Origin of the sequence: Stappia indica (genome assembly GCF_009789575.1) — a bacterium.
Taxonomy (GTDB): Bacteria; Pseudomonadota; Alphaproteobacteria; order Rhizobiales; family Stappiaceae; genus Stappia; species Stappia indica_A.
In genome coordinates this window covers 4713723-4726255 of the sequence record NZ_CP046908.1, presented here as the reverse complement: position 1 = coordinate 4726255, position 12533 = coordinate 4713723, and the positions used below count along the sequence as shown (strand labels likewise).

Annotated in this window: 11 protein-coding genes; 7 read left to right on the top strand and 4 right to left on the bottom strand. The window is 65.6% G+C overall.

Features of this window, described 5'->3' with window-relative positions; genetic code table 11:
* Positions 1 to 9: 9 nt before the first annotated feature.
* Together GH266_RS21685 and GH266_RS21680 are read right to left on the bottom strand one after the other, a co-directional pair.
* Positions 10 to 987 (bottom strand): ABC transporter permease, encoded by a 978-nt coding sequence (locus GH266_RS21685; RefSeq protein ID WP_158195690.1) that lies wholly within the window; start codon positions 985 to 987, stop codon positions 10 to 12.
* A gap of 155 nt (positions 988 to 1142) precedes the next feature.
* Positions 1143 to 2735 carry an ABC transporter substrate-binding protein gene (locus tag GH266_RS21680; protein WP_209001504.1) on the bottom strand — a complete coding sequence of 531 codons (1593 nt, stop codon included), beginning with the start codon at positions 2733 to 2735 and terminating at the stop codon, positions 1143 to 1145.
* A 179-nt stretch (positions 2736 to 2914) separates the two neighbouring features.
* Between GH266_RS21680 and GH266_RS21675 the strand changes: the two genes are divergently transcribed.
* From GH266_RS21675 to GH266_RS21660, 4 genes are all read left to right on the top strand, one after another.
* The gene (locus tag GH266_RS21675) at positions 2915 to 3877 is read left to right on the top strand and encodes a LysR family transcriptional regulator (RefSeq protein ID WP_158195689.1); all 963 of its coding nucleotides are present in this window, start codon (positions 2915 to 2917) and stop codon (positions 3875 to 3877) included.
* Between the two features lie 24 nt (positions 3878 to 3901).
* Positions 3902 to 5068 carry an acetylornithine deacetylase gene (gene argE / locus GH266_RS21670; RefSeq protein WP_158195688.1) on the top strand — a complete coding sequence of 389 codons (1167 nt, stop codon included), beginning with the start codon at positions 3902 to 3904 and terminating at the stop codon, positions 5066 to 5068.
* Positions 5069 to 5105: 37 nt separating this feature from the next.
* Positions 5106 to 6065, top strand: a complete 960-nt coding sequence (locus GH266_RS21665; RefSeq protein ID WP_158195687.1) for a M14 family metallopeptidase — start codon at positions 5106 to 5108, stop codon at positions 6063 to 6065.
* A 239-nt stretch (positions 6066 to 6304) separates the two neighbouring features.
* Complete coding sequence (locus tag GH266_RS21660) at positions 6305 to 8488, top strand: anthranilate synthase (protein ID WP_158195686.1); 2184 nt, start codon at positions 6305 to 6307, stop codon at positions 8486 to 8488.
* Between the two features lie 51 nt (positions 8489 to 8539).
* Here the strand turns inward: GH266_RS21660 and GH266_RS21655 are convergent, their stop codons facing one another.
* Positions 8540 to 8863: a winged helix-turn-helix transcriptional regulator gene (locus GH266_RS21655; RefSeq protein ID WP_244953733.1), complete on the bottom strand. Its 324-nt coding sequence runs from the start codon at positions 8861 to 8863 to the stop codon at positions 8540 to 8542.
* 288 nt (positions 8864 to 9151) lie between these two features.
* On the opposite strand from GH266_RS21655, the gene gstA reads away from it, so the two are divergent.
* The 3 genes from gstA to GH266_RS21640 all read left to right on the top strand — a co-directional run bounded on the left by gstA (position 9152) and on the right by GH266_RS21640 (position 10488).
* Positions 9152 to 9766, top strand: coding sequence for a glutathione transferase GstA (gene gstA, locus GH266_RS21650; RefSeq protein ID WP_158195684.1), 615 nt, complete (start codon positions 9152 to 9154; stop codon positions 9764 to 9766).
* Between the two features lie 85 nt (positions 9767 to 9851).
* On the top strand, positions 9852 to 10253 hold the full coding sequence (locus GH266_RS21645; protein WP_158195683.1) for a nuclear transport factor 2 family protein: 402 nt from the start codon (positions 9852 to 9854) through the stop codon (positions 10251 to 10253).
* A 16-nt stretch (positions 10254 to 10269) separates the two neighbouring features.
* Positions 10270 to 10488, top strand: coding sequence for a tautomerase family protein (locus GH266_RS21640; RefSeq protein ID WP_067341390.1), 219 nt, complete (start codon positions 10270 to 10272; stop codon positions 10486 to 10488).
* 15 nt (positions 10489 to 10503) lie between these two features.
* On the opposite strand, the gene GH266_RS21635 is transcribed toward GH266_RS21640, so the two are convergent.
* Positions 10504 to 12510 (bottom strand): acyltransferase family protein, encoded by a 2007-nt coding sequence (locus GH266_RS21635; protein ID WP_158195682.1) that lies wholly within the window; start codon positions 12508 to 12510, stop codon positions 10504 to 10506.
* Between the last annotated feature and the right edge of the window lie 23 nt (positions 12511 to 12533).

Genomic DNA, 12533 nt, shown 5'->3' with positions numbered 1-12533 from the left:
GATCCGCCTTCACTGGCCGCGATCGCCGAGCCGCACGCGCGGATCGAGGACCGAATAGAGGATGTCGACCACCAGGTTGATGACGACGAACAGGAAGACGATCATCATCAGGTAGGCGACGATGATCGGCCGGTCGAGCTGCTGGATCGACTCGATGAGCAACTTGCCCATGCCCGGCCAGGCGAAGATCGTCTCCGTCACGACCGAGAAGGCGATGAGCGAGCCGAACTCGAGGCCGAGAACCGTGACGACCGGGATCAGGATGTTCTTCAGCAGGTGCACGCCGACAATGCGCGAGCGCGAGAGGCCCTTGGCGCGGGCGAACTTGATGTAGTCCTGCAGCATCGCCTCGCGCGTGCCGGCGCGGGTCAGGCGGATCACCAGCGAGATCTTCAACAGCGCGAGATTGAGCGCCGGAAGCGCCAGATGCCGCAGCCCGTCGAGGGTCAGGAACGACAGGTGGATGCCGAAGACATCCACGGTATCGCCGCGCCCTGTCGAGGGAAGCCAGCCGAGCATCACGGCAAAGACCATGATCATCATGATCCCGACCCAGAAGGTGGGCAGCGAGAAGCCGACGATGGACCCGGCCATGATCGCCTTGGAGGCGAGGCTGTCGGGATACAGCCCGGCATAGAGGCCGAGGGGGATGCCGATCACCACCGCCATGAGCAAGGCGGCGAAGGCAAGCTCCAGCGTCGCCGGCATGCGCTGGATGATCAGCCCGAGCGCCGGCTCGCCGAAGATGAAGGACTGGCCGAGATTGCCGGTGAGCGCGTTGACCATGAACAGCCAGAACTGTTCCCAGATCGGCCTGTCGAGGCCGAGCGCCCGCGTGACGTTCTCGATATCCTGCTGGTCCATGTCCGGCGTGACGAACATGTAGACCGGATCGCCGACCAGATGGACGCCGAAAAAGACGATCATGGCCATGGCGACCATGACCAGCGCGCTCTGCAGGAGGCGGCGGAGGATGAAGACGCTCATGGGGCGGTCTCCCGGCCTTGCGGCATGGGCTGGACAGGAAAGGCGGTAGCGACGACCGGCAAGGGCGGGAGCCCGCCCCTACCGGCCAGTTCATCGCGACAGGAAATTGCGGGTGCCCCTGCCCCGGCTCGACGCCGGCGGCAGAGGCTGTCCGCTCAGTCCTTCAGCACGCCATAGGCGACCGTGTACTCGTCCGTGCGCGGGATGTACTTGAGGCCCTTGCGGCTCGCCCAGGTGTTGACCTGGTAGTGGATTGGGATGATCGCGAGATCGCCGATGGCCACTTCGGTCGCCTTGGCCAGCAAGCCTGCGCGCTTCTCGTCATCCACCTCGGACAGCGCATCCTCGATCAGCTTGTCGACCTCGGGGTTGGAGTAGCGGCCGCGGTTGGCCGTGCCCATGCCCTTGTCATTGTCGAAGGTGGCGATGAGCGCGCGCAGTGGCGAGGAGGCCTCGCCCGAACCGGCACCCCAGCCGACGAGGATCAGCGAGAACTCGGGCAGGCCGTCCGCACCGGTGGACGCACGGGTGAAGTAGACCGAACGCGGCATCGTCTCGACGGCCGTCTTGATGCCCGCCCGCGTCAGCATCTGGGCGATGGCCTCGGCGATCTTGGCATCGTTCAGATAGCGGTCGTTCGGCCCGTGGATGGTCAGTTCGAAGCCGTCCGGCAGCCCGGCCTCGGCGAGCAGCGCCTTCGCGCCTTCCACATCGTAGGCTTCGGCCTTCAGCTTCTCCGAAACGCCGAAGAAGCCTTCCGGCAGCAGCTGGCCGGCGGGAATGGCGAGCCCTTCCATAACGCGGTCGCGGATCAGCTCGCGCGAGATCGCCTTGGAAATCGCCTGACGCACGCGCAGGTCCTGCAGCGGGTTCTTGATGTCGCCGCCGCCATTCGCCTTCACGAAGGGCGAGTTCTCGCGGAAGTGGTCGAGGTGAAGATAGATGACGCGGTTGGAAACGCCCTGCGAGAGGGCCACGTTGTCGCGACCCTTCAGCGTCTCGATGTCGGTCGTCGGCACGCCGTTGATGATGTCGACATCGCCGGCAAGAAGAGCGGCGACGCGCGAAGGGCCGGACTTGATCGGCTTCAGGGTGACCTTGTCCCAGATAGGCTTCTCGCCCCAGTAGTCCGGGTTGGCCTCCAGCACGATCCGGTCGCCCGGCACGTATTCGGCGAACTTGTAAGGCCCGGTGCCGGCAGCCGCCTCACCCGAGTTGAAGGCTTCGGTCGTGCCGTTGCAGCCCGTCTCGTTGGAGATGATGGCGACGTTGCCGAGGTCGTTGACCATGACCGGATAGGGAGCCTCCGTCTTCACGTGCACGGTGAAGTCGTCGATCTTCTCGAAGGTCTTGCCCTTGATGTAGGTATCGAAACCGGCGGGCGAGTTCGGCACGTTGGGGGCGCGCTCGAAGGTGCAGATGACGTCGTCGGCATTGAAGTCCGACCCGTCGTGGAACTTCACGCCCTCGCGCAGCTTGAACTCCCAGGTGGTGCTGTCGATCGGCTTCCACGAGACGGCAAGGCCCGGCTTGAAGTTCTGCCGCTCGTCCGGATTGGCCAGGCGGTCGAACATCATGAAGCCGAGCTGGTTGTTCGGTCCCAGATTATGGAAATGCGGATCGATGGAGGTCGCCTCGGAATCGAGCCCGATCACGAGATCCTCGGCGGCCGCGGGCGCGGAGAAGGCGACAACGGCACAAGCCGCCCCCATGAGCGCGCGCGCGAGCGGCGTCCTTGCAGACTTCATCAGGTAACTCCCCTCTGGATCCCCTCTGGATTTTTCCAGACGGGGCGGGATCGAGTGGTCCCCGTCTGCTGGTGCCTTGTCTCGAGGTCGATCGCCCCGGCGGCTTGTGGGAAAGGCTATTATGCGTTTATATAATCGACAAACGAAAAACGATAACTCAAACGCATAATGCTATTCCCATGGCAAATACAGAGGTTACGGACGAGGCCCCGGCCCGGCAAGCTGCCAACAGTCTCAACCGCAGCGGCTTGACGCTTCGCGAGCTGGAGGTGCTGCGAGCGGTCATCTCCGAAGGCAAGACGACGGCGGCGGCACATCGGCTGGGGATATCCCAGCCGGCCGTCAGCCGTGCGATCGCCCAGCTGGAGGCGCGGCTTAATCGCCAGCTCTTCCACCGCAACGGAAACAAGATCCTGCCGACCTCTGAGGGGCTGGCATTCAACGAGCAGATCGAACCGATCTTCGCGACGCTCGCCCGCCTTGATGCGGCAGAGACCGAAGACCTCAACGCCCAGCGGCTGCGGATCGCAGCACCGCCCACCCTCGCCCACAGGCTGATGACGCGGCTCATCCCCGGTTTCCTGAAGGAAAACCCGGAAGCCTCCGTGCATCTGGAAATCGGCATGTCGACCAACGTCACGGCGGCAGTCGCCGACGAGAACGCAGATCTCGGCATCAGCGACGGCCGAGTGCGGCATGACGGCCTGAAGATGTATCCGTTCCGACAGGCCATCGCCCACGCCGCGATTCCGGTCGACCACAGACTTGCGCACCGGGACGAGATCGTGCCGGAGGACCTTGCCGGAGAATCCTTCATCGCGCTGACCCGCCGCTTCCACCAGCGCAACGTCTACGACCGGATCTTCGCCGAACGCGGCATCGAGCGGAAGATCCGTGCCGAAACGGCAACCAGCATCGCCATTTGCGAACTGGTGCGCGAGGGGATGGGAATCGGGCTGGTGAACCCGTTCCCGGTGAGCCTGCGTCCGCTCGAGGGCGTGGTGTTCCGCCGCTTCTCGCCGAGGGTCGACTACCTCACCCAGTTCTTCGTTCCCGCCGGGCGCGTCTCGCCGATCGCCCAGCGCTTCATCGAACATGCGCGCCGGGCCGTTCCGGTCGACGCCTACTCGCATCCGGCCTGAGCGGCCGCAAGGAAAGGAAATCGCATGCTCCAGCCTGCTGCCCCGCGCTCGGCCGGCATCCTGAAGGACCTTGTCGGCTTCGACACGACAAGCCGCAATTCCAATCTCGCATTGATTGCCCATGTCGAAGCGTTCTTCGCCGCACGCGGGATCGCCACGACGCGCGTGCCGGACGAGACCGGCGAGAAGGCGAACCTGATCGCCACCATCGGGCCGAAGGACGTACCCGGTTATGTGCTGTCCGGTCACACCGATGTGGTGCCGGTGGACGGCCAGAGCTGGACCAGCGACGCCTTCACGCTGACCGAGCGCGACGGCCTGCTCTACGGGCGCGGCGCCTGCGACATGAAGGGCTTCCTCGCCTGTTGCCTCGCCAAAGTCGACGACATGCTGGCGCGTGATCTTGCGAAGCCGATCCACTTCGCCTTCTCCTATGACGAGGAAGTGGGTTGCAAGGGCGTGCCGAGCCTCATCGAGCGGCTTGTCGAGACCGTCGCGCTGCCGGAAGCCTGTTTCGTCGGCGAGCCGACGGAAATGCAGGTGATCATCGGCCACAAGGCCAAGCGCTCCTACCGGGCCATCGTGACGGGGCGCACCTGCCACTCCTCGCTGGCCCCGCAGGGCGTCAACGCCATCGACCATGCCGCGCGGCTGATCCTCAAGGTGCGCGAGATGGGAATGGAGCTCGCGGAAGGGCCGAGCGATCCGCTCTACGACGTGCCGGTGACGACAGCCCATACCGGCACGGTTTCCGGCGGCACGGCGCTCAACATCGTGCCGGACCATTGCGAATTCGCCTTCGAGTTCCGCGTGCTCCCCGGCGAGGACGGGGATGCGCTGGTCGATGAGGTGATGCGCTTTGCCCACGAGGAGATCGAGCCGGAGATGAAGGCGCGTGCGCCCGAAACCGGCATCGCCTTCGAACAGATCTCGAGCTTCCCCGGTCTCGACACCGCGGCCGATGCCGATGTGACCCGCCTCGCCAAGCGGCTGGCCGAGCGCAACGACCACGCCAAGGTGGCATACGGCACCGAGGGCGGCCGGTTCGTCGAGATTGCCGCGATCCCGACCGTGGTGATCGGCCCCGGCTCCATCGAGCAGGCCCACAAGGCGGACGAGTTCATCGCCGTCTCGGAACTCGCCAAGTGCGAGGCCTTCCTCGACCGGCTGATCGAGGAAGCCGCCCGCTGAACCACCGTTTTCCGTACCACCTTCGCCGAGAGACGCCATGACCGCCCAGACTCCGCCTGTCGAACTGTCGAAAACCGACATCACCCCCTATCGCGCCGGCAATACCGGCATCGAGGGCGTCACCACCTTCGACAGCGGCGTCGCCGGCCCGCATGTGGCCGTGACGGCGGTGGTGCACGGCAACGAGTTGTGCGGCCCGATCGCACTGGACTGGCTGTTCCGCAAGGATGTCCGCCCGGTGCGCGGCAAGCTCTCGCTCGCGTTCATCAACCTGGATGCCTATGACCGCTTCGACCCGGCCGATCCCTTCACCTCGCGCTGGGCGGACGAGGACATGAACCGGTTGTGGCAGCCGGAGACGCTCGGCGGCGGCGAGACGCTGGAGCGCAAGCGTGCCAGGGACCTGCGTCCCTTCATCGACGATGTCGACCTCTTGCTCGACATCCACTCGATGCAGAGCGCGACGGCACCGCTCTACATCGCCGGCCCGCTGACCAAGGGACGCACGCTTGCCCGTGCCGTCGGAACGCCGGCGCTGGTGGTCAGCGACGAGGGCCACGCGGCCGGCAAGCGGATGCGCGACTATGCGGGCTTCGGCGACCCGGCAAGCGAGAAGAACGCGCTGCTGGTGGAGTGCGGCCAGCATTGGGAGGCGGCCAGCGCCGATGTGGCGCTGGAGACCACTCTCCGCTTCCTGCAGGTGACGGGCGCCGTTGCCGAAAACGCCTTTACCGACGAACTTGCGCACTTCCCCACGCCGAAGGCTCAGAGCTTCATCGAGATCATCGAGCCGGTGACCATCATGACCGATGCCTTCCGCTTCGTGGACGACTATGTCGGGCAGGAGGTGATCGAGAAGGCCGGTACGGTGATTGCCCATGACGGCGATACGCCCGTGACCGTGCCGGAAGACCGCACGGTGCTGATCATGCCGAACCGGCGACCGGTGAAAGGCCAGACCGCCGTTCGGCTGGGTCGCTTCGTTGCCGGCGCGTGACGAGCCGGCCCGGCGACTTTCGCCGTTGCGGCGGGAGCACGCATGCGCTACTGACAAGAGCATGACGATGACGACGACGATCAACGGCTGGTGGTGGCGCTCCTGGTAACAGGCGGCGAACGACAGCGCGTGACGTAACGTCACTCGAGGAGTTTCACAAAGCCGCCGCGGGGTCCCGCCGGCGGCTTTGTCATGTCCGGCCGGGAGGATCGCGGCCAGCGGAGGCAGGGAAGACGGACATGCAGACAGGACGCGAAGAGACCTTCGTGACGAAGGGAGGCATCGGCATCAGCGTCGTGACGCGGGCCGCCGACTACGAACAGGGCACCTCCCCCTGGATAGACCGGCTGGATGCGGAGCGCGGTGCGGTCTTCTCCTCTTCCTACGAATATCCCGGCCGCTATACCCGCTGGGACATGGCGCTGGTCAATCCGCCGCTGGTGCTGGAATCGCGCGGGTCCAACGTGCGCGTCGAGGCGCTGAACGAGCGCGGACGCCTGCTGCTGCCTGCGGTCGAGCGCTGCCTTGCCGCACATGAGGACGTCGAGGGGCTCGCACGCGACAGCGAGTTGCTCACCTTGAGGGTCCGTCCCGCGACCCGCGCCTTCTCCGAGGAAGAACGCTCGCGCCAACCCTCCGTCTTCTCGGTGATCCGGGCGATCAGCGCGCTGTTTGCCTGCGACGACGGCCATCTCGGCCTCTATGGCGCCTTCGGCTACGATCTCGCGTTCCAGTTCGAGCCTATCGAACTGGTGCTCGCCCGCCCCGACGACCAGCGCGACGTGGTGCTCTATCTGCCGGACGAGATCCTGCTGGTCGACCATTACGGCCGCAAGGCACATGTGCGAAGCTACGACTTCGAGGTCGACGGGATCAGCACCGCCGACCTGCCGCGCGGCGGATCGAAGGAGGCCTATCGCCCGGCCAACGAGGACCCCGGGCGGGGCGACCATGAGCCCGGCGAATACGCGAAGCTGGTGGACGCCGCCAAGGACTATTTCCGGCGCGGCGACCTGTTCGAGACCGTCCCCGGCCAGGTGTTCTACGAAGCCTGCCCGGCAGCGCCCTCCGCCGTGAGCCGGCGACTGACGGAGATCAACCCGTCCCCCTACGGCTTCTTCATCAACCTGGGCAATGCCGAGTATCTCGTCGGCGCAAGTCCGGAGATGTATGTGCGTGTGTCCGGGCGGCGCGTGGAGACATGCCCGATCTCCGGCACGATCCGGCGTGGCCGCAACGCCATCGAGGACGAGGCACAGATCCGCAAGCTGTTGAATTCGGCCAAGGACGAGGCCGAGCTGACCATGTGCTCGGACGTCGATCGCAACGACAAGAGCCGCATCTGCGTGCCGGGCTCCGTCCGGGTGATCGGCCGGCGCCAGATCGAGATGTATTCCCGCCTGATCCATACGGTCGACCACATCGAGGGCATCCTGCGCAACGATCTCGACGCGCTCGACGCCTTCCTGTCGCACACATGGGCGGTGACGGTGACCGGCGCGCCGAAACGGTGGGCGATGGAGTTCATCGAGCGCAACGAGAAAAGCCCGCGCGCCTGGTATGGCGGCGCCATCGGCGCGATCCTGTTCAACGGCGACATGAACACCGGCCTGACGCTTCGCACCGTCCGGATCAAGGACGGCGTCGCGCAGATCCGCGCCGGCGCGACGCTGCTTTACGACAGCGTGCCCGAGGAGGAAGAGGCCGAGACGGAGCTGAAGGCGGAGGCCATGCGCGCTGCCGTACGCGAGGCCGGGCTTGCCCGCGAGCGCAAGCTCGATCCGCTCGCCGCCCAACCGGGCAAGGGGCTGAAGATCCTGCTCGTCGACCACGAGGACAGCTTCGTCCACACGCTCGCCAACTACTTCCGGCAAACCGGCGCCGAAGTAGTCACGTATCGTTCGCCAGTTGCTGACAGTGTGTTCCACGACGCAGCACCGGACCTGGTGGTGCTGTCGCCAGGTCCCGGCAGCCCGAAGGACTTCGACTGCGCGGCGACCATCGGCCGGGCGCGGGCACGCGGGCTGCCGATCTTCGGCGTCTGCCTCGGCCTGCAGGCGCTGACGGAGGCCTATGGCGGCGAACTCGCCCAGCTCGCCATCCCCATGCACGGCAAGCCCTCGCCCGTCTCCTTCACCGAAGGCTCAATGCTGTTCGAGGGGCTCGCCTCGCCGGTGACGGTCGGGCGCTATCACTCGCTGCACGCAAGACGGGACAAGCTGCCGGCCGGCTTCCGGATAACCTCGCAGACCGATGACGGGGTGATCATGGCTATCGAGCACGAAAGCGAGCCGGTCGCAGCAGTGCAGTTCCATCCCGAGTCGATCATGTCGCTCGACCAGGATGCCGGCCACCGGATCATCCAGAACGTGGTGACACGCCTCGCCCGGCAGAAGCTGCAGGCGATGGCCGCTGCCAGCTGACCGGCAGCACGACACCTGAATTCGGGCGCGGCGGTTCCGCGCCCGTCTTCTCTATTCGGCAGCGTCCAGCTGCGCGTCCCTGCCGAGGCAGCTCTGCCTGTTGCGCATCTTCAGTTTGTGCGACACCTCGACGATGGCACGGATCGCCGGCAGCAGTTCTGCGCCAAGATCGGTCAGCGAATATTCCACCGACGGCGGCGATGTCGGGCGCACGGCGCGCGCGACCACGCCCTTCTTTTCCAGATCCCTGAGCCGTGCAGTCAGCACCTTTGCCGAGACGGCCGGAATGTCCAGCCGCAGCTCGGAGAACCGGCGCGGTCCGGCCGCCAGGCACCAGATCACGTTCGGTGTCCACGCGCCCTTGAGGATCTCCATGCAGTGGCTGAGCGGGCAGCCCTCCGGCGGCGGAGGGCTTTGGTTCTTTCGGATCTTGAGGGCCATGCCTGCCTTCCCCGGCGAACGAATGCCGGGTTCTATTCCTGCACGCCAAAGCGAAACGGGAACGGGTTACCAGTCGGAAATCTCATTCTCCCGTAACACAAGGTTTGCAGGTTTACAAAGGTAACCAAAGCTTCCTAGATGCCGAAGACGCCGCGATCAACCGCAGCAACATGTTCCGCTCCGGACACAACCGGACGGTCAGACATATGGGAGCATTGAAACATGAAGCTCTACTACAAGCCGGGCGCCTGCTCGCTCGCCACTCATATCGTCCTCAACGAGCTGGGCCTGTCCTTCGACGTGGAAAGCGTCGATACGGCCGCCAAGAAGACGGCGAGTGGGCGCGACTTCCTCGAGATCAACCCGGACGGCTACGTTCCCGCGTTGGAGCTGGACAACGGCAACGTGCTGACCGAGGGCGCCGCGATCCTGCAGTATCTCGCGGACCAGCACCCGGCCTCCGGCCTGGCACCCGCACCCGGCTCCTGGGAGCGCACGCAGCTGCACCAGCACCTGAACTTCATCTCTGCCGAGCTGCACAAGTCCTTCGGGCCGCTGTTCCAGGGCGCGGAAGGCGCCGCCCGCGATGCGGCGGTCGAGAAGGCGCGCAAGCGGATCGCGCATTTCGAGCCGATCTTCGCCGACGGCCGCTCCTACCTGATGGGCGACACGTTCTCGGTCGCCGATGCCTATCTCTTCACCGTGCTGAACTGGACCGGTTTCGTCGGCATCTCGCTCGACGAGTTCCCGAACGTGAAGGCCTTCCAGGCACGCGCCGGCGGCCGCGCGGCCACCCGCCATGCGCTGGAGCGCGAGGGCCTGCTCAAGGCCGCCTGAACAGGCGGTTTCCTGCAAGCATATCGGAGCGGCGGGCAGATTGCCTGTCCGTCGCTTCCGGAAAGGTCAGGATGGGAGCCCTCTGATGACACCCACTGAAACCGCGAATTTCACCGCCATTCTCGATCTCTGCGGGCGCTATCACGATGCCTTGCACCGCAGCGACGCGGCTTCGCTCGGCAGCCTGTTTCATGAAAATGCCCTCTATGCCGCCACGACCGATGGCGACGTCCGCTTCTGGACCATGGATCGCTATCTGCCGATCGTAGCCACCCGGCCCTCGCCCGCCTCGCGCGGCGAAGCGGCAGACGGGGAAGTCGTCGCCATCGCCTTCGCCGGACCGCATGCCGCACTTGCTCAGGTGCGTAGCTCGATCGGCGAGCGCTTCTTCACCGACTTCCTGTCGCTGGTGAAGATCGACAGCCGCTGGCTGATCGCCGCCAAGGTGTTCGACTACACCACCCGGCCACGCGACGCGGCGGCCTGAGACCAACGAGGTTTCCATGCCCTACGTGAATATCAAGGTGACCCGTGAAGGCGTCACCCGCGAGCAGAAGGCCCGGTTGATAGCCGGCGTCACCGATCTCCTCGTCGAGGTGCTCGACAAGGATCCCGCGACCACCTTCGTCGTGATCGACGAGGTGGAGTTGGAGAATTGGGGCATCGCCGGCGTGCAGACGGATGTCTTCCGCGCCCGCAAAAAGGCCGCCGCGGAGCAGTGACGACAGCTCGTCCCGCTAGTTGCGGCGGAGTAGCGGTGCCAGCCCCTCGGCCAGGTCGGGCGACAACGTTTCGGCACCGCGCACCGTCAGGTGGTTGGAGTCGAAATAGAGCGGCTCGCCCGCAGCCTCGATCCTGCAGGCGCCACCGACGCTGCACAGCACATCGAGCGGGTCGACCACGTGCCAGTCGTGGCGCCTTGCCGCCCGGTCCAACGCCGCGCGGGTCGCATGCTGGCGCAGAAGAGCCGCTTCGCGCTCCGGCCCGACAGGCTCTGCAAAGCCGAAACGATCCGACACGGCGATTGCCGAGGGTACATTGATGCCCGGTTCAGGCACCGTGTGAACCAGGATCACCGGAATGCCGGCTTGATCGAGCCGCACAGCCAGAGCCTCGGCGGCTTCCTCAAACGCCTTCAGACGCTCGCGGCGCAACGATGCGGAGAGAGGTGGCGCAAAGCGAAGATCCACGCCCGTACCGCCTTCAGCGATGAGCGTCCAGCGCGCGACAAGGATCACCGCATCGGGGCGGACTGCGAGGATCCCGTCCAGCACCCGGGTCGTGAATTGCTGGCATGTGCCGTCCAGCTCGGAGCCCCCGATACGCGGATCGACCAGCGGCGGACAACCGGCCTTGGCAACCAGAAGTCCGCCAATCTCGAGCTCGGCCAGCGCGGCATCGACACCCGGCGCCAGGGCGGCGGCGTGGGAATCGCCCCAAAGCACCACGCTTGCGCGCCTCTCCCCCGTCCCCAGTCGGCACGGGCTGTCGGACTGCCCACGTTCGGCAAGATCGAAGCTATCGTCGCTCCAACGGCTCATGCAGGCGAGGCGGTCGCTCGTCCGCCACTCCTCGTTCGCGGCCATCAGCCCGGCAACGCGCGGCGGGATACGTTGCGGCAGTCCGTCGGTCGCCTCCACCACGACGGTTACCGCCAGCGTCGCCAGCGAGAGACCGGCGAAAAGACCGAAGGCGCGCGCAGCCTCCTTGTGCCGCCAGCTCCGGACAGGTTGCTCGACGAAGCGCCAGGTCGCCGCCGAAAGCACCGCCATCAGCAGGAGGAGCGAGGCTGTGGTTGCTGGCGCAGCGGGATCGAGCCCGAGGGTGCGGGCAAAGGCGATCACCGGCCAGTGCCAAAGATAGAGGGAATAGGAACCGAGGCCTATGGCGATGCTGACCTGCCAGCGCAGGGCGGCAGTCACGCGGGGCTGGCCGTCGGTGCCGGACAGGATGATGAGCCCGGCCCCCAGGCAAGGCAGCAATGCCCAGCCTCCGGGGTAAGCCAATTCCTCGGACAGCAGGACGAAGGACCCTGCGATCAGCGCAAGTCCGAGTGCTCCGGCGGCTTCTCGAGCGGCAGGCGAAAGCCTTGTGCCCGCTCCCGATATGGCGAGCAGCGCGCCGATCATCAGCTCGAAGGCCCGCGTATACGGCATGAAGAAGCCCGCGCGCGGAGCAACGACCGCCATGGCAATGCTGGCGGCGAGCGAGGCTGCGCCCAGTACGAGCACCAGCAATAGAGCCCTGCGTGACGACGTGCCAGCGAAGCGCACGAGCAACGTCAAGAGCAGCGGGAAGACGATGTAGAACTGTTCCTCGACCGCCAGCGACCACAAATGCAGCAGCTGATCCTGTTCGGACGCCTGGTCGAAATAGTCGATCCGCTGGGCAAACCAGAAATTGGCGGCAAAGAGCACGGACGCCCGTGCAGACATGGAGAACGCATCGAACTCCACCGGCATCAGCACCAGCGCAGCGACGAGGAAGCTTGCGGCGAGCACCAGGTAATAGGCTGGCACGATGCGCAGGATGCGGCGCTGGTAAAAGGTCTTGAGCGAGAACCGCCCGGCCGCGAGTTCCGACCAGACGATGCCGGTGATCAGATAGCCCGAGATGACGAAGAAAATGTCGACACCGACAAAGCCGCCGGGCAACCAATCTGCATTGAGGTGGAACGCCACCACCGACAGGACAGCTACGGCGCGAAGGCCATCAACATCCGGTCGGTAGGCGGCAGGTGTCACGGCGGACTGCACTCCTTTTGGAG